We start from the raw sequence: 17,145 nt of genomic DNA on the forward strand, positions 1-17,145 counted from the left end.
GCATCCTGTGGCCGGGCAGGCTCACAGGTCGAGGCGCAGAGAGAGATCGATGGCCCGCAGGTGCTTGGTGAGGCTGCCCGACGAGATATAGTCTGCATCGAGGGCCGCCAGCTGCTGTAGCCGCTGGGCATCGACGCTGCCGGAGATCTCTATCTTTGCTTTGCCTTTTGCCCGCGTCAGGGCCTCGCGGGTATCCGCGTCGCTGAACTCGTCCAGCATGATCACATCGGCGCCGGCTTCCAGGGCCTGGCCCAGCTCCTCCAGGTTTTCCACTTCCACCTCGACCAGCGCCTCCGGGGCAATGCCCCGCGCCTGGCGCACCGCGGCGTCGATGCCGCCGGCAGCTGTAATGTGATTCTCCTTGATCAGGAAGGCGTCATAGAGACCAATGCGGTGATTGAAACAGCCGCCGCAAAGCACCGCGTATTTCTGGGCCGTGCGCAGCCCGGGGATGGTCTTGCGGGTGTCGAGAATCTTTACATCGGTACCTGCCGCCCGGGCCGCATACCCTGCCGCCGTGGTGGCGGTGCCCGACAGGGTCTGGAGAAAATTCAGCGCCGTGCGCTCGCCGGTGAGGATTGAACGGGCATTGCCCTCCAGCTCGAAAAGCACGGTTTCCGCCTTTACCTCGTCGCCGTCCTCGCAGTGCCAGAAAAGCTTCAGTGACGGGTCCAGCTGTCGAAAGACCGCTTCTACCCAGGCGCGGCCGCAGATGGTGCAGTCCTCGCGGGTGATCACTCTGGCTCGCGCCTCGCGATCGGCGGGAATCAGTTGGGCGGTAATGTCACCGCTGCCCACGTCCTCCTCCAGCGCAGCGCGGACGGCGCGCTCGAGATCCTCGAGTAAATTCGGAATATCGGTTTGTTGCGGGTGCATCACTGGGTCTCTTCTTGCAAGGGCGGCATCTTAGCAGAATTCGCCACAGTGGACGTGTCCGTGCGACGCCCGAGGCTTGCCGACACTTAGCGCGTTGAAATCGGCAGGGCTGTGAGCGATGTCTCAAAATGGCTGCCAGGTTGTTGTCGCCCAGTGTCAAATTGGCGTTAGAATGCCGTTAGTTTCTCGAGCTGCCCGCACGCAAACAGTAGAGGCGGCCAAGAGCAAGGACCGTGTGCACAGACAGCTGTCGCGGTTAACACTACCAAGAGAACGGAATGCCGTCGGGGGCATTCGGGGGACAGGGTGGAGATCAAGGAATCGACAAACGTAGTGCCCCTCTCTCAACAACGAGGGGGGAGCGGACAGCGTGGTGATGCGCAGAGTCCTCTCGTGCTGCCCTCAACCGTCATCACCCTCCGGGAAAAGGCGCGAGATCTCCTGCTTGAACGCCTCAAACAGCTGTTCAGCAAGGTGGACGACTCCCTGTTTTCCATGGCCGAGCGTGCCCACGGCCAGGAAGAGCAGGATGGTCTGTTTCAGGCCCTGAGATTACTCAGGGTCGAGCGCCGCAATATCGCCGCCCGTTTTGGCGCGTACATCGAAGACAGTTTCCAGATCGCAGAGGAACGCGAAGAGCTGGATGACGCCCCCCTCGCTGAAAATCTCTCCCTCGTCCATAACGACGACCTCGAGCAACTGGTCGCTGTGGATACCATGGTGGTCAACGCCAAACGTGACTTCGGTGAGACTCTGGGTGAGCTGGCTTTGCGGCTAGATTCGGTTTACCCCGTCAAGGTATTTGAAAAGAACAACCCGCTGCGCCCTGAAGCCATATGTGACGCCTTTGTCGAGGCCCTGAGACCGCTCGAAGTCCATATTCGCGCGCGCCTGACAGTGCTGAAGAAATTCGAGCAAATGGTGATGTTGCACCTGGGCGAATTCTACGATCGCTGCAACCAGATGCTGGTGGAGAAGGGAGTCCTCCCCGACCTGAGCCGGCGACAGAGAGCCGCACGACGGGAACAGGCCCGTGCCCGACAGCTTGAGTCCCAGGGTGCGGCTGCAGAGACTCAACCTGGTTCTGTCGGGGTTAATCCGGGTGCAGGTCAGGGTCAGCAAGCGCCCAGCTACGGTACTGCCATGGCTCCCGGCGGTGGCAGCCAGGGACTGATCGGCGGGCAACCCGGGCCGTTTGCTCCGGGGCTGCTGCCCCCGACTGCGGGGCTGGCCCCCATGCCTGCTTCTGATCTGCTGGGGCATCTCGGTGAGCTGCAGTCGGCGGCTGTCGCCGGTCAGCCGGGTGGGGTCCAGCTGCTGGATGTGAGCCAGCTGTTGCAGCAGAGACTGGTGGACGCGCAGGAGTCCGCGTCGCTGGCCAAAGTGGACAGTGACATTATCAAACTGGTGGAGATGCTGTTCTCGTTTATTCTTGAGGACCGCAATCTTGCCGAGCCCATCAAATCCCAGCTCGGGCGCCTGCAGCTTCCATTGCTCAAGGTGGGCATCGCCGATAAATCCTTGTTCTCCAAGGGCGGGCACCCCGCGCGCAAACTTCTCAATACGCTCGCCGATGCGGCGACTGGCTGGCTGGCCAGTGAGGACTACGAAAAGGACCCGCTGTACCGGGAAATTTCCAAGGTGGTGGATCGGGTAGTCAACGAGTTTGATCGGGATATCGGCATCTTCTCCCTACTGCTGGAATCCTTTGAACAGTTCATTGCCCGTGAGCGCAAACGCGCTGAGATGTTGGAGCGACGGGTTGTCGATGAGGCCGACGGCAGGGCCAGGACCCAGGCTGCCAGGGCGCGGGTTGCGGCAGTGATGGATGCCCTCATGGCTGAGCGCGACCTGCCCCAGGTGGTACAGGACTGGCTGAAAAAAGTCTGGAACAACGTGCTGTTCCTGACCTCGGTAAAAGAGGGAACAGAGTCCGAGGCCTGGAGCCGGGATGTGCGCACCGCGCGCGACCTGGTCTGGAGTGTGCAGGCGCCCATGCCCGACAGTCGGCCGCAGTTACTGGCACTGCTGCCGGTGCTGCAAGAGCGGCTGCGGGAGGGCGTAAAGTCTGTCTCCCTGAACCCCTTCGAAGCCCGTCGTCTGTTTGCGGAATTGAAAGAAATTTATCGGGAGCGTTTCGCGCTGGCTCAGCGGTTGCTGTCCGAGCAGGCGGCGGAGGCCGAACGGCGATCGAAATTGGCGGAGGAAGAGCCGCATACCCCGAGCCCGGAAGCCACAGATGCCGAATCTGGCGCTGCGGCAGAGCCGGCAGCGAAGGAGGAGAGCGAATCCACCACAACCGCCGTGCCTCAACTCGAGGAACTTGAGCAGGCGGCGGCCAGTGCGGAAGTCTCTGCGGGTGAGTCCGGCGAAGAGGAACCCCGCGAGCTCGACGAGAGTGATGCCCACTGGCAGATGACTTTCCGCCTTGCCCAGGGCAGCTGGTTTGAATTCAAGCGCTCCGACGAGGAGCAGTTCCGCTGTCGGCTGGCCGCTGTCATCAAGGACATCGATCAGTTTATTTTCGTCAACCGCAATGGTGCGAAAGTGGCTGAGTTCTCCCGCCTGGAGCTGGCCCACGCGCTTCGCGAGGCCAGGCTGATGCCGATGGACGACGGGATGTTGTTTGAGCGAGCGCTGCAATCCGTCATCGGTAACGTGCGTAAAAACCGCGAGAAACAATAGCGAGCGGCCAGTAACGCCTGTGCTTTCAGAGCCTGTTACTTGGTACGCTGAGGCTTTGAAAAACCGCCCTGCCCAATACGCTCAACCGGCTTGTCAGATCACGACAACGTTGCCTTTTTGGTGTGACATTCGTGACTTCCCGCTAATTTGTGGAAAAATTTCGATTAAAAGCCGGTGTAAGTGCCCGCCAACCTCTTGCTTGCTGGCGGCAATTCCCCGATATTCTCTTTTAAGCTGGTTAGCCCAAAAAGTGTGACCAAATTCTCCATTTGGGTCTGCTCTTGATTGATAGCCCCGTTTGGGATGGCGGCAATTGATCGGGCTGCGACTTGGGTATTTTTTAATCGGCAAATAATTCTAAGCATCCGTCAAGGTCAGGAAGACCGTCGGAGAAATTCGATTTCTCAACGCCAGGCTGGCGAGCAGAGGCATTCATGGATACCAATGACTTCCCGCGCGTGGTCGCTTTTTCCGGAAAAAATGTCAGTGATTCCGGAGGGTCGCGCAGCTCCACTCTTTCCAGCAAAGTGACCAGTGTTCGCGATACCGCGAGCAGCTGGCTGTTTGCACGGGTGAAGGAAATCTTCACTGCCGTTGACGACACACTGTTTGCGACTGCCGAGAAAGTCATTTCGCAGGAGGAGCAGGACGGGCTTTTCCAGGCGCTGCGCACTCTGCGACTTGAGCGCAATCGAGTGACGGATCGATTCATCAGTGCCGTTTCCGAGGCGTTCGAAGAGCTGAATGGGCGGAACGGAAAGGACCGCAGTCGCAACAACCCTACAGGGGCGGAGTCCGGTAGCTCCGATGCCAGTCTTTCGCTGGTGCAGAACGATGATCTCGAGCAGCAGGTGGCGATCAAGACCATTATCGCTGCGGTAAAGCGCGACCATGCCAGCCCCATTGCGGAGCTGACGCTGCGCCTTGATACCCTGCTGCCCAACAAGGTTTACGACGAGAACATGCCGCTGTCACCGGTGGTGATTTGCGATGCATTTGTGCAGGCGCTGGCGCCGCTCGATATCCATCTGCGCGCGCGCCTCACGGTGCTGAAGAAATTTGAACAGTTGCTGGGCCTGAAGCTTGGAACGCTGTACCAGAACTGTAACGACCTGTTGATCCAGAAGGGCGTGTTGCCCGGACTGAAGGACCCCCTGCTGCATCGTCAGTCAAAGAACACGCGACCTTCCTCCTCTTCTCCTTCCACCCCTGAAGGGGCCCCGACTGCCGCTCAGCCCCAGCCGGGAGAGCAGGGCGGCACTCAGGGTGATTACAGTTCCTGGCAGGGTGGGGTGCCCGGTGGTGGTATGCCTGCTGGTGGTGTGCCCGCTGGTGGTATGCCTGGAAATGGTATCCCCGGTGCCGGAATGGCACCGGGATTCGGCTCGCCGTCGGGCGGGTCGCAGGGCATGCCTGGTGGTGCCCCGGGCGCTGTACCCGGAGCTCCGGCGCCCGCTGGTTTTTCAGGTTCGCCCGCTGGCGCAGGCATGACTGGATCACCCGCTTCCGGCATTGCGTCCCCTGCTGGCGGTTATTCGGGCCAGCAAGGTGGCGGGAGCGGAGGTTTTGGCCTGATGCCACCCTCGGCGGGTGTGGCGCCCATGGCGACGCCCGACCTGCTGCAGCACCTGGGGGAGTTGCAGGTATCAGTGCCGCTGCAAGCGGGCCCGACCGGTCAATTGCTTGACGTCAGTGACCTGCTGCAGGAGCGTCTGGTCGAGGCCAAGCAGAAAGCCTCCCTGGAGGAGCTCGACAGCGAAGTCATTCGCATGGTCGACATGCTGTTCTCTTTCATGTTGGAAGACCGCAACCTCGCCGAGCCGATTAAAGTCCAGTTGATTCGACTGCAGCTGCCACTGCTGAAACTCGCCGTGGCTGACAAGGCCTTTTTCAGCAAGGGCGGCCATCCGGCGCGGAAACTCTTCAATGCCCTGGCGGACGCCGCTATCGGTTGGCAGCCGGGGGATAACTTCCGCGAGGAACCTTTCTACCGCGAGATCTCCTCCATCGTTGAGCGCGTGCTGGAAGACTTCGACCGGGACGAGGATATTTTTGTCCAGCTGCTGGACAACTTCGAAGCCTATGTCGACCGGGAGCGCCGCCGCGCCCAGGTGATGGAGCGCCGCACGGTGGAAGAGGCCCAGGGCAGCGCCCGGGTCGAGGCAGCCAAGGCTCGCGTGGCTGCGGTGTTTGATGCACTCACTGCCGAGCGCCGTTTGCCCAAGGTGGTGCACGTCTGGCTGAACCGGGTCTGGAACAGTGTGCTGTTCCGCACCTGCCTGAAAGACGGTACCGACAGTGACAACTGGCGTCGCAATGTTCTCACTGCACGGGATCTGGTGTGGAGCGTCGTGGCTCCGATGCCTGAGAGCAGCTTCAAGATGCAGCAGTTGCTGCCGGGGCTGCGCAAGCGCCTGGACGAGGGCGCCCGTTCCCTGTCCCTGAATGCAGGTGACCGGCAGCGCCTGATGCAGGCCCTCGACCACCTCCATCGTGAGCGCCAGGCGCTCGCCGACCGCGTGGAGTCCGAGCGTGAACGGCGCACCCGCGAGCGACTGGTGCAGGAGCTGCGCCGCGAAGCGGACAGCATTATGCGCATCCCGCCGGTGACACCGGAGGCCGAGGCCAGCGCCGAGCAGGCCCCGTCTGAGCCCGAAACCGCCGCTCCGTTTGCGCAGGAGGCGACAGCCTTACCCGCAGAGGATGAGGTGGGCGTGGACGTGCAGGAGTTGCTGGATGGCGACGCGAACCTGCCGCCCATGAAGGAGCTCGAGGAGGTGGTGCAGGAAGCGCCGCAGCGCAAGGCGAAAGCGCTCAAGCCGCTGGCGGATTCCGATGAGCACTGGCAGCAGACCTATCACCTCAAGGACAGCTGGTTCATGCTGCACCAGCCGGAGAAGGCACCAGTGCGCTGCCGCCTGGCGGCGATTATCCGGGATCTGGACCAGTTCATGTTCGTGAACAGGACCGGCGCCCGGGTGGCGGTATACACCCGCCTGGAGCTGGCCCACGCCCTGCGTGAGGAGCAGATGAAACCCCTGGAGCAGGGGCCGCTGTTCGAGCGCGCTCTGCAACACGTGGTCGGCAGTATTGGCGAGAGCAAGATCCCGGTCACCGTGGGTGGCGAGCAGGGGATGGAAACTGAAGACGCGAACCAGGCATCCGCTGACACCGCGGCCACCGAGGAGGGCTGAAGCCCTCCGGTTGGCGACGGGGCACCCCCTCCATACAATGGCCTTTTGTCAGCGCCCCATCCGGGCGCCCCTGCAGAGGCCATACCTGTACCTATGCAATACCATGTGGAAGATGGCTGGCTGAGTGGCGCGCGTCGCGTGCCCAGCCCGCACTGCAACGAGCGGCCGCAGGAGGCCGAAATCGATCTGCTGGTCATTCACAGCATCAGCCTGCCGCCCGGGCAGTATGGCGGCAACTACATCGATGATTTCTTCCAGGGGCATCTCGATACCAGTGCTCATCCCTATTTCGAGGAGATCGGTGGCATGGAGGTCTCGGCACACCTGCTGATCGATCGCGAGGGCAGGGTGACCCAGTACGTGCCATTCGATCGCCGCGCCTGGCACGCCGGGCAGTCGGAGTTCTGCGGCCGCTGCGGCTGTAACGACTTCTCCATCGGCATCGAGCTGGAGGGCATCGATACCGACACTTATACCGATGCCCAGTATCGCGCCCTCGCCGAAGTCACGGCGGCGATCATGGATGCCTACCCCGGTATCGGTTCCGAGACCATCACCGGTCACTCCGACATTGCCCCCGGGCGCAAGCTGGACCCCGGTCCCGGCTTCGACTGGCCGCGCTATCACCGCGAGCTGGAACAGGTTCGGCTGGCCTGATTTCCCGCGAGCCCGTGCGGTGAGGGTTTTTCCGCCGCCCCGGTAGCGGTATTCTGTCCCCTGTCTTTCCCGATCGAGAATAATTATGGCCCTGCTCATTGTGTTGATCGCCCTGGCGCTGGTGCAGCTCTGGGGCTCCGGTGCGCCAGTGCACCGGGATGGCTGGTTCCGCTTCTGGCGCCACCGCCTGGCGGGATTCTCGGCTCTGCAGCAAAACCCGGGCCTGATGCTGGTGGCGGCCATTCTGCCACCGGCACTGCTGGGTGCTGTGATCATGGTGCTTGCTGAAGCCCTGTTGGGGTGGCTGGGTATCCTGTTCGCGGGGGTGCCGCTGCTCCTCTACTGCCTTGGCCGGGGTAACTTCAACGAGATGGTCTCCAATTACCTGCGCTACTGGTACCAGGGTGACCTGGCGGCAGCCCGGACGGCGGCCGCGCCACTACTGCCCCCGCAAGAGGAGGAGGGGGCCTCGCCGCAAGAGCTGCACGAGCAGGTATTTCGCGGTGCTGCCTACTGTGCCTTCGAGCGCCTGTTTGCAGTGCTGTTCTGGTTCATTCTGCTGGGGATTCCCGGAGCGCTGCTGTTCCGCCTGAGTGCGCTCTATGCAGAAGAAGAGGGGCGTGACAACGATATGGCCGCCCGCTGGCTCTGGCTGCTCGAATGGCTGCCCGTGCGGCTGATGGGGTTCAGCTTTGCCATTGTCGGCAACTTTGCCGGCTGTTACCGGGCCTGGCGCCAGTGTCTCACCTGTCGTGAGCGCCGCACGGACGAGATCCTGGAGGCGTATCTGGAAGGTGCTCTCGGCGGCATTGATGCCAGCGAGTGTAGTGCCGGCTTCGAGGTGGCAGAGGGCCAGCGCGCCTGTGGTGCCCAGCTCGAGGGACTGCAGGCCCTGCTGTCCCGTTCCCTGTTGCTGTGGATCACGCTAATGGCACTGGTGGTGCTGTTTGGCTACTAGCCCCCGGTCTGGCACCGCTTCCCACAGTGAACTGGTGCCTACTTTGGAACATTGTTCCAGTTGCAAGGTTGACTTGGTGCCGGGGCGGCCAGATATTGCCCCGTGAAGGGCCGTTTGTCCGGCACAGCCGGAAAGCCCTGCAAGAAAGCGCTATAAAAACAGAAAGGCGGAAAGATTCATGGATGCACCAACTCTGGAGCCAAAGATGGCCACTGAGCACGATTCCAGCTCCGGCACTCCTCTCAATGCGCCGGCACTGGTGGCTGGCCTGCGTACTTATTTCCGCAGCGGTACCACGGCTGAACTGAACTGGCGGCGCCAGCAGCTGGCGCAGTTGCGCAAGATGGTGACGGAGAATGAGAAGCGGTTTCTCGATGCCCTGAAGAGCGACCTGAACAAGGCGCCGCAGGAAGGGTTCATGACCGAGATCTCTGCAGTGGTGGGAGATATCGATCACGCGCTGAAGCACCTGAAGCGCTGGGCGCGCCCGAGGCGGGTAGCCACCCCCCTGGTAGCCCAGCCGGGCAAGAGCTACATCCTGCCCGAGCCGCTGGGTGTGGTGCTGATCATCGGCGCCTGGAACTATCCCCTGCAGCTGACCCTGGCGCCGCTGGTGCCGGCCATCGCCGCCGGCAACTGTGCCGTGGTGAAACCCTCCGAGCTATCGCCCGCCACCTCTGCGTTGATCGCCGAGCTGCTGCCCCGTTATCTCGACAGTGACGCTTTCGCCTGTGTGGAGGGTGCGGTCGAGGAAACCTCCGCTCTGCTGGAGCAGCGCTGGGACCATATCCTGTACACCGGCGGTGGTCGGGTTGGCCGAATCGTGATGTCGGCAGCCGCCAGGCACCTGACCCCGGTTACCCTGGAGCTCGGCGGCAAGAGCCCCTGTATCGTGGCGGATGATGCGGACATCGACGTCACCGCCCGGCGCATTGCCTGGGGCAAGTTCACCAACGCCGGGCAGACCTGTATCGCCCCGGACTACCTGCTCTGCACCCGGGCGACAGCCGAGCTGCTGCTGCCGGCCATTGAGAAAAGCGTGCGCGAAATGTTCGGTGACGATCCCCGCGAGTCCTCCGATTACGGGCGTATCGTCAATGAGCGCCACGCAGAACGGCTGGCGGCCTATATCAAGGACGGCGATGTGTCCCTGGGTGGTGAGACCGATCCGCAAAATCGCTACGTCGCGCCGACAATCCTCCGCAACGCGGGCCTCGAGACGCCGGTAATGCAGGAGGAGATCTTCGGTCCTATCCTGCCGGTCGTGGAACTGGAGGACTTCAGCCGCGTGGAGGAGTTCGTCAATGAGCGGGAAAAGCCACTGGCGCTGTATGTATTTACCCAGGATCAGGGCACGGCGGATCGCATTTTGCGTCGCTGTAGTTCCGGCAACGCCTGCATCAATGACTGCATGATGTTTATGGCTGCCCACGACCTGCCGTTCGGCGGGGTTGGTCCCAGCGGTATGGGCGCCTACCACGGTGAGCATGGTTTCAAGACATTCAGCCACTACAAGGCCGTCATGAAGCGCAAGAACATTCTCGACCTGAGCGTGCGTTACGCACCTTTCAGCGCAGTCAAATTCAAACTGCTGCGCTGGCTGCGCTAAGACCATTCCAGCCATCCGCGACGCCCGGTCTCACGGAGACCGGGCTGGAGAATTGTTTGACAAGGTTTGTCCCGCCTCATGCCCATTGAACCGCACGAGCTGCCCACCAGTGCCGATGTGTTTACCGCAGCACAGACCATAGCCGGGCAGGTCCATACCACTCCGCTGTTAAAAAGCCGCCAGCTGGATTCGCTGACCGGCGCCGATCTCCACTTCAAGTGCGAGCACCTGCAGAAAGTGGGCGCTTTCAAGGCCCGCGGCGCCTGTAATGCCATGGCGCGACTGCCCGAGGGTACCCATCTGGTGGCGACACACTCGTCTGGCAACCACGGCGCCGCACTGGCCTGGGCGGCTGCGCAGGCCGGACTGGAATGCCGGGTGGTAATGCCGGAGACCGCGCCACTGGCGAAGCGCGTTGCGGTGGCCAGTTACGGAGCGGAGATCGTCCTCTGCGGCCCGACCCTTGCCGACCGTGAGGGGGCGCTGGCCAAGCTGGTGGCCGAGACTGGCGCGCATGTAGTGCCGCCATTCGATGACCGGCGCATCATTGCCGGGCAGGGCACGGTGGCGCTGGAGATCATGCAGCAGTCCGGTGAGGCCGGCTTCACGCCCGATATTGTCATCGCGCCGGTAGGCGGCGGCGGGCTGTTGGCCGGGGTTGGTCTCGCCATGGCGGCGCTCGATCCGGGTGTGATTGTCCTCGGGGCTGAGCCTGCCGGCGCCGACGATGCCCAGCGCTCTCTGCGCAGCGGACAGCTGGTGACCAGCCAGCAGCCGGACACCGTAGCCGACGGCCTGCGTACCACGCTGGGCCAGCGTAACTTCGCCGTGATCCGGGAGACGGTTCGCGATATCGTTACCGTTTCGGAGGCGGGTATTGTCGAGGCGATGGAATTGCTCTGGACGCGGACCAAACAGCTGGTGGAGCCCTCGGCTGCGGTGGGGCTGGCAGCCATCCTGGAGCACGGGGCACGCTTCCGTAACAAACAGGTCGCCGTAGTGCTGACTGGCGGCAATATGGATCTGGACAAGGCCTGCGGCCTGTTCAACAGCAGGGAGAAGAGCACATGAACCCAATCGGACGCCCGCGCCGGGCGCGAACTCTGGTGACCGGGTGGGCTGCTAAACTGGTGGCTGCCATCACACTAACGGTGACCGCCTCCATGTCCGCCGCACAAGAATTCACGCTCAAATCTGATACCCTCAAGCCGGGGGAGCGGATGCCCATGGAGCATGTCTACAGCGGCTGTGGCGGCGAGAATGTTTCCCCGGCCCTGAGCTGGAGCGGTGCGCCGGAGGGCACCAAGAGTTTTGCCCTGATGGTCTATGACCCCGATGCGCCTACCGGCAGTGGCTGGTGGCACTGGGTGTTGTTCAATATCCCCGCCGATCGGGACAGCCTGCCGGCGGGCGCCGGCGAGCCGAAAAACGGCCTGATTCCGGAAGCGATCCAGGCGCGCAATGATTACGGGGCGCCGGGTTATGGTGGCGCCTGTCCACCGAAAGGACACGGTGATCACCGCTACCAGTTCCGTCTCGTCGCCCTAGATGTCGAGGAGCTGCCGCTCGATGACACCGCCACGCCGGCCAAGGTGGGCTTCAACGTCAATGCCCACAAGCTGGCGGAAGCCGAGCTGGAGGTGCTCTGGGGCCACTGATTCGCAATAGTGCCCGAGTCAGCACCTACCGAGCCCGCCTGAAAATCAATAAAAGGAACAGCACAGCGGCATGCAGGAACAGAAAATGACCTGGGGGCAGGCGTTAAAGGTCTACCTGAAGCCCCGCGTACTGACGATGTTTTTCCTCGGCTTCTCTGCCGGGCTGCCCCTGTTGCTGGTTTTTTCCACCATGACGGCCTGGCTGAGGGATTACGGTGTCAGCCGCACGGCCATTGGCTTCTTTGCCTGGGTGGGCATTACCTTCTCCATCAAGGTGCTCTGGGCACCGGTGATCGACTACCTGCGGCTGCCGGGGGTGACCCGCTGGCTGGGTAAACGCCGGAGCTGGATGCTGGTCTCCCAGTTCGGGGTTGCCCTTGGGCTACTGGGTATGGGCAGCCTGGATCCGACCATGGCGTTGACCCAGGTGGCCTTGCTGGCGGTTTGGGTGGCGTTCTGGTCCGCGTCGCAGGATGTGGTCATCGACGCCTACCGAATCGAGTCGGTGGATACGGAATTACAGGGCGCCATGGCAGCCAATTACGTTTTCGGCTACCGGGTGGCGCTGCTCGTGGCCGGGGCCGGGGCACTGTATATCGCCGAGTTCGCCAACTGGTCGATTTCCTATATGGCCATGGCCGGCCTGATGGGCATTGGGGTGATCACCACTTTGCTGATTGCGGAGCCGGACCACCAGAGCATTCTCGATCGGGCCGAGCACTTTCAGCACGAGTGGGTCGACCGGATGCTGGGCAGTGGCGAGCACGGCCCCCTCAAAGAGTGGTTCGTCAAAGCGGTGGCCTGTCCGTTTATCGACTTTTTCCAGCGCAACGGTCGTTTTGCGCTGGTGCTATTGCTGTTTATCGGCATTTACCGCGTGAGCGATATTGCCATGGGGGTGATGGCCAATCCCTTCTACCTGGACCTGGGCTTCAGCAAGGCGGATATCGCGAATATCGGTAAGGTGTTCGGTTTTGTCTGCACCATCCTGGGCTCCTTCCTCGGTGGGGTGCTGGTGGTGCGCTATGGCATCATGCGGCCGCTGATCCTGGGGGCCGCGATGGTGGCGGCAACCAACCTGCTGTTTGCCCAGCTGGCAACGATCGGGCCGGACATAAAATGGCTGGCCATTGTGATCAGTGCCGACAATATCAGTGCGGGCATCTCCAATGCGGTATTCATTGCCTACCTGTCGAGCCTTACCAACCAGGCTTATACCGCCACCCAGTACGCACTGTTCAGCTCGCTGATGACGCTGCCAGGGAAATTCATCAGCGGTTTCTCCGGCATTGTGGTGGATGCCCAGGGGTACGCAGAGTTCTTTATTTACGTGGCGATCCTCGGCACACCTGCGGTACTGCTGGCCACTTACCTGTGGTGGCGCGACAAGCGCAAAACCGCCGGTGCGGAGCCGGCCACCGGCTGATCGCTCACGGCTGCCAGCGGAAGCGGGCCAGATCGATGCGCCCGCCGATGGCGATTACCCCTTCCTGTTCCAGTCTCTCCCGCTGCCTGCCGGCGGCGGGCTCCGGCACGGAAATCCGGCCCTGGGCATTGATGACACGGTGCCAGGGCAGGGTCGTGTCTGCCGGTAGCTGGCGCAGTGCCTGCCCGGCGCGGCGGGCCGCGCGGGGGTAACCGGCCATGGCCGCCAGATCACCGTAGGTGATGACATGCCCGACGGGGATGCGGGCAAGCACCTGGCAGATGGCCGTCAGCATGGGGCTGGGTGAGTGCCTTGTGTCTGCTTTGCTGTTTCTGGTCACGAACCCCCCGTCTTCTGCTGCCCAGCGGAACTTTTCCCAGTTCAGTAGCCCCTGCAACAGCTGCCGGGAGTATGGCATTATTGCATCCCAATCGCGCCGGCCCGAAATCCGGTGCGCACCGCGGTAAATAACTTCTACAAGCCAAGGTTCTTCTGTGTCCTCAGTTGTACGCATCCTTTCGTCCGCCACTTTAGCTGGTCTGCTCCTGTTTGCTCTGCCGGGTTACGCTGGTGTGCTGACCCTGAATAACGGTGACCGTGTCTACGGCAACCTGGTGGTGGTCGAGCGGGACCAGGTGGTCTGGCAGTCGGAAAACTTCGGCGAGATTCGGGTGGACAAGTCGAAGGTTCTCTCCCTGGATACCGATGTCGATCTCAAGATCGCCGGGCGCGAGGGCCCGTGCGCGCTCGCCGGGCACCGCCGCGAGCAGTGGGAACTTTACTGTGAGGAGGGCGAGGGCTGGGTGATGGATTTCCCCGCGATTGACCGCGCCGAGCCCTATGTAAACTTTGTCGGCGACCCGGTGGTGTTCCACGGCAATGTGAATGCCGGGGGCGTGTTCGAAAGCGGCAACCGCGAACGGGAAGACCTGGATGTAAACGTCAACCTGGACGTGCGCAGCGGCGATTTCCATCACCTCATCAACGCGCTGTACCAGAGCGATAATGGCCCGGAAGTGGAGTCTCTTGAAAAGTATCTGCTGGCCTACAACCTGCGCTGGATCTTCTCCGAAAAATGGTTCGCCGCAGCCAACACGGCAGCGGAACGTGAAGAGGCCCGAAACCTGGACCTGGGCACCACCTACGGTCTCGGTCTCGGTTACCTCTTCTTCGATACCGACAAGTCTGCCCTTTCGCTGCAGGGTGGTGTGAGCAGCCTGCAGGAGCAGTTTATCGACCCGACCCTGAGCGAAGACCAGGACGAGCGCTATGCTGCGGCCCGTACCGCGCTGAATTACCGCTACAAATTCGACCTGGGGCCGGAGATCTACTTCGACCACGAATTGCTGCAGTCTGTGAACAATGGTGACGATTACCAGACCAACGCCAAACTCGGTGTCCGCACGCCGCTGGTAAAGGGCATCCTGATGGAAATCGCCTATCACTGGCTGTACGACAACACGCCCTCGCTGGAGAGCGAGAAAGAAGACACCAAGCTGACCGTCGGTGTCGGCTACCAATGGTGACCGGAAAAAAATAAGAGAGACAGACCATGAACATTACAGACAAAGTTGTAGCCATCACTGGCGCCGGCCAGGGCCTCGGTCGGGCCATGGCGGTGTATCTGGCCGAGCGGGGCGCGCGCCTGGCGCTGCTCGACGTCAACGAAGAGGGCTTGCAGGAATCTGTGGCCCAGTGTGAGGCCAAGGGTGCCCAGGCCCGCAGTTACAAGGTCAACGTTGCCAGTGAGGACGAGGTGGACACCGTGTTCGCCAAAGTCGCCGAGGATTTCGGTGGTCTGCATGCCCTGGTGAACAACGCCGGCATCATGCGCGACGGCATGCTGCTGAAAGTGAAGGAAGGCAAGGTTACCGAGCGTATGTCCCTGGCCCAGTGGCAGTCGGTGATCGATGTGAACCTGACCGGTGTTTTTCTCTGCGGTCGCGCGGCGGCGGCCATCATGGCCGAGAGCGGTGAGGGCGGCGTAATGGTTAATATCTCCAGCCTGTCCCGTGCCGGTAATATGGGTCAGACCAACTACTCCGCCAGCAAGGCTGGTGTTGCGACCATGACCGTGACCTGGGCCCGCGAACTGGCCCGCTACGGAATCCGTGTTGCCGGCATTGCCCCGGGCTTTATCGGCACCGACATGGTGGCGCAGATGCGTCCGGAAATTCTCGAGGGCCTGGTCAAGCAGGTACCGCTCCGCCGCCTTGGCGAGCAGGACGAAATTGCCTCTACCGTGGCGTTTATCCTCGAGAATGACTACCTGACCGGCCGTGTGCTGGACATCGACGGCGGCGCGCGGATCTAACGTTCTGGATGCGGCGGCTCGATTGGTTGCCGCCACTCTCTATTCCCTTCGATGGCTCCCCGTCATTGCGAATGCTGCCCTGAAACGCTGGACCCCGGCCTTCGCCGGGGTGACGACGGTGGTGTTGCTGGTATGACGACGCCAGTGTTGCCCGGGATGCAATATCCCCGTCGTCATGCCGGCATCCAGTGCCGGTTCGTCATCTGGATCTTGGCATACCACGGCGATAGACCCCGGCCTTCGCCGGCGTGACGACGGTGGTGTTGCTGGTATGACGACGCCAGTGTTGCCCGGGTTGCAATATCCCAGTCGTCATGCCGTCATCCAGTGCCGGTTCGTCATCTGGATCTTGGCATACCACGGCGATAGACCCCGGCCTTCGCCGGGGTGACGACGGTGGTGTTGCTGGTATGACGACGCCAGTGTTGCCCGGGTTGCAAGTTCTCAGTCGTCATGCCGGCGCAGGCCGGCATCCAGCCTTACCCGCGGCTCAGGAGACCCGGGCTACTCCCCCTGGCCGGCGGTCCGAGAGCAGCCACTGCCACAGCTGAATGTGCCGCGCGCGGAAGGCGCCGGCACAGGAGAGCAGGTAGTAACGCCACATGCGGTAAAAGCGCTGGCCGTAGCGCTCCGCAAAGCGGTCCCAGTGTTTCTCAAAGTTTTCATGCCAGGCCATGAGTGTCTTGTCGTAGTCGCTGCCGAAGTTGTGCAGGTCCTCACACACCAGCAGCTTGTCCGCCGCATCGGCGATCTGGCCCGATGAAGGGAGTTCACCGTTGGGGAAAATGTATTTCTCGATCCAGGGGTCGGTGGACGAATGGCGCTGGTTCTTGCCGATGGTATGCAGTAACAGCAAGCCGTCCGGTTTCATGCAGCGTTTGGCCACCTGCATGAAGGTGCGGTGATTCTTGCGCCCCACATGCTCGAACATGCCGACGCTGGCGATGCGGTCGAAGCGCTGGTTGAGGTGGCGGTAGTCCTGCAGGTGTACGGTAATGGGCAGATGGCCGAAGTGCTCCTGGATGTAGGCGCACTGCTCCCTGGAAACGGTCACGCCGACGCACTCGACGCCATAATGCTCCGCGGCATAGCTCACCAGGCTGCCCCAGCCGCAGCCGATATCCAGCAGGCGCATGCCCGGTTCCAGGCCCAGCTTGCGGCAGATCAGATCCAGCTTGGCGGTCTGTGCGTCCTCCAGGTTGCCGGCGTCTTTCCAGTATCCGCAGCTGTAGGTCAGCCGGCTGTCCAGCATGGCGCTGTAGAAGTCGTTGCCCAGGTCGTAATGGCGCTCGCCCACCTCGAAGGCGCGGCGTCGACTCTGGCGGTTCAGCAGGTAGCTGCGCAGAATGCGCAGGCCGTCGCGCCAAGGGCGGATATGACGGGTAAGGTCGGCGCGCAGCAGGCGGTAAAAGAACTGGTCCAGGGCAGGCGCGTCCCACTCGCCGCGCATGTAGGTCTCACCGAGCCCCAGGCTCTGGCGGGCGACAATCTCGTCGAGGGCACTGCGCTTGTGCAGCCGCATGTCCCACGGGCGGTCACCGTTGATGTGTATATCCGCCTCCGCGAGGAGCTTGTCCACCAGGTGCTGTTCGCGGGGCCTGCTTGGTGCTGCCATTGATTGCTGCTCACTTCCCATGGAAGTCTCCCTTGAGCGACCGGTGATCGGGCCCTCGGGGCTGTTCACCGGTTGAAGTCCGTTTGCCAGCTCACTTCATTTAGTACAGCATTGCCCAAAATACCCACTTTCACCAAAACCAACAACTGGAAG

13 protein-coding genes are annotated in these 17,145 nt (G+C 62.0%); 10 read left to right on the plus strand and 3 right to left on the minus strand.

Features of this window, described 5'->3' with window-relative positions; all coding sequences use genetic code 11:
• Positions 1-21: 21 nt before the first annotated feature.
• The gene (gene nadC, locus AWR36_RS13510; protein ID WP_067085909.1) at positions 22-876 is read right to left on the minus strand and encodes a carboxylating nicotinate-nucleotide diphosphorylase; all 855 of its coding nucleotides are present in this window, start codon (positions 874-876) and stop codon (positions 22-24) included.
• A gap of 393 nt (positions 877-1,269) precedes the next feature.
• Between nadC and AWR36_RS13515 the strand changes: the two genes are divergently transcribed.
• The 8 genes from AWR36_RS13515 (at position 1,270) to AWR36_RS13550 (ending at position 13,063) form a co-directional block, all read left to right on the plus strand.
• Complete coding sequence (locus AWR36_RS13515) at positions 1,270-3,561, plus strand: DUF1631 domain-containing protein (RefSeq protein WP_231745338.1); 2,292 nt, start codon at positions 1,270-1,272, stop codon at positions 3,559-3,561.
• A gap of 434 nt (positions 3,562-3,995) precedes the next feature.
• A complete protein-coding gene (locus AWR36_RS13520) occupies positions 3,996-6,755 on the plus strand; it encodes a DUF1631 domain-containing protein (protein ID WP_067085913.1) in 2,760 nt (919 codons plus the stop codon).
• A 93-nt stretch (positions 6,756-6,848) separates the two neighbouring features.
• Positions 6,849-7,412, plus strand: coding sequence for a 1,6-anhydro-N-acetylmuramyl-L-alanine amidase AmpD (ampD, locus tag AWR36_RS13525; protein ID WP_067085914.1), 564 nt, complete (start codon positions 6,849-6,851; stop codon positions 7,410-7,412).
• Between the two features lie 85 nt (positions 7,413-7,497).
• Positions 7,498-8,370 (plus strand): regulatory signaling modulator protein AmpE, encoded by an 873-nt coding sequence (ampE, locus tag AWR36_RS13530; protein WP_067085917.1) that lies wholly within the window; start codon positions 7,498-7,500, stop codon positions 8,368-8,370.
• A gap of 178 nt (positions 8,371-8,548) precedes the next feature.
• Positions 8,549-9,979 carry an aldehyde dehydrogenase family protein gene (locus AWR36_RS13535; protein WP_082679605.1) on the plus strand — a complete coding sequence of 477 codons (1,431 nt, stop codon included), beginning with the start codon at positions 8,549-8,551 and terminating at the stop codon, positions 9,977-9,979.
• 78 nt (positions 9,980-10,057) lie between these two features.
• Positions 10,058-11,050 (plus strand): threonine ammonia-lyase, encoded by a 993-nt coding sequence (locus AWR36_RS13540; protein ID WP_067085920.1) that lies wholly within the window; start codon positions 10,058-10,060, stop codon positions 11,048-11,050.
• Positions 11,047-11,637 (plus strand): YbhB/YbcL family Raf kinase inhibitor-like protein, encoded by a 591-nt coding sequence (locus AWR36_RS13545; RefSeq protein ID WP_082679606.1) that lies wholly within the window; start codon positions 11,047-11,049, stop codon positions 11,635-11,637. Before AWR36_RS13540 ends, AWR36_RS13545 begins: the two co-directional genes overlap by 4 nt.
• 70 nt (positions 11,638-11,707) lie before the next feature.
• Complete coding sequence (locus tag AWR36_RS13550; protein WP_067085927.1) at positions 11,708-13,063, plus strand: AmpG family muropeptide MFS transporter; 1,356 nt, start codon at positions 11,708-11,710, stop codon at positions 13,061-13,063.
• Positions 13,064-13,067: 4 nt separating this feature from the next.
• On the opposite strand, the gene AWR36_RS13555 is transcribed toward AWR36_RS13550, so the two are convergent.
• Positions 13,068-13,481 (minus strand): MGMT family protein, encoded by a 414-nt coding sequence (locus AWR36_RS13555; protein WP_332835516.1) that lies wholly within the window; start codon positions 13,479-13,481, stop codon positions 13,068-13,070.
• A 76-nt stretch (positions 13,482-13,557) separates the two neighbouring features.
• Here AWR36_RS13555 and AWR36_RS13560 point away from each other — a divergent pair, with 76 nt between their 5' ends.
• Both AWR36_RS13560 and AWR36_RS13565 read left to right on the plus strand, forming a co-directional pair.
• On the plus strand, positions 13,558-14,589 hold the full coding sequence (locus AWR36_RS13560; protein WP_067085930.1) for a DUF481 domain-containing protein: 1,032 nt from the start codon (positions 13,558-13,560) through the stop codon (positions 14,587-14,589).
• Positions 14,590-14,615: 26 nt separating this feature from the next.
• Positions 14,616-15,377 (plus strand): SDR family oxidoreductase, encoded by a 762-nt coding sequence (locus tag AWR36_RS13565; protein WP_067085932.1) that lies wholly within the window; start codon positions 14,616-14,618, stop codon positions 15,375-15,377.
• Positions 15,378-15,867: 490 nt separating this feature from the next.
• On the opposite strand, the gene cfa is transcribed toward AWR36_RS13565, so the two are convergent.
• Positions 15,868-17,013 (minus strand): cyclopropane fatty acyl phospholipid synthase, encoded by a 1,146-nt coding sequence (gene cfa / locus AWR36_RS13570; RefSeq protein ID WP_082679608.1) that lies wholly within the window; start codon positions 17,011-17,013, stop codon positions 15,868-15,870.
• Positions 17,014-17,145: the final 132 nt, after the last annotated feature.

It is taken from the genome of Microbulbifer flavimaris, assembly GCF_001641755.2.
GTDB lineage: Bacteria > Pseudomonadota > Gammaproteobacteria > Pseudomonadales > Cellvibrionaceae > Microbulbifer > Microbulbifer flavimaris.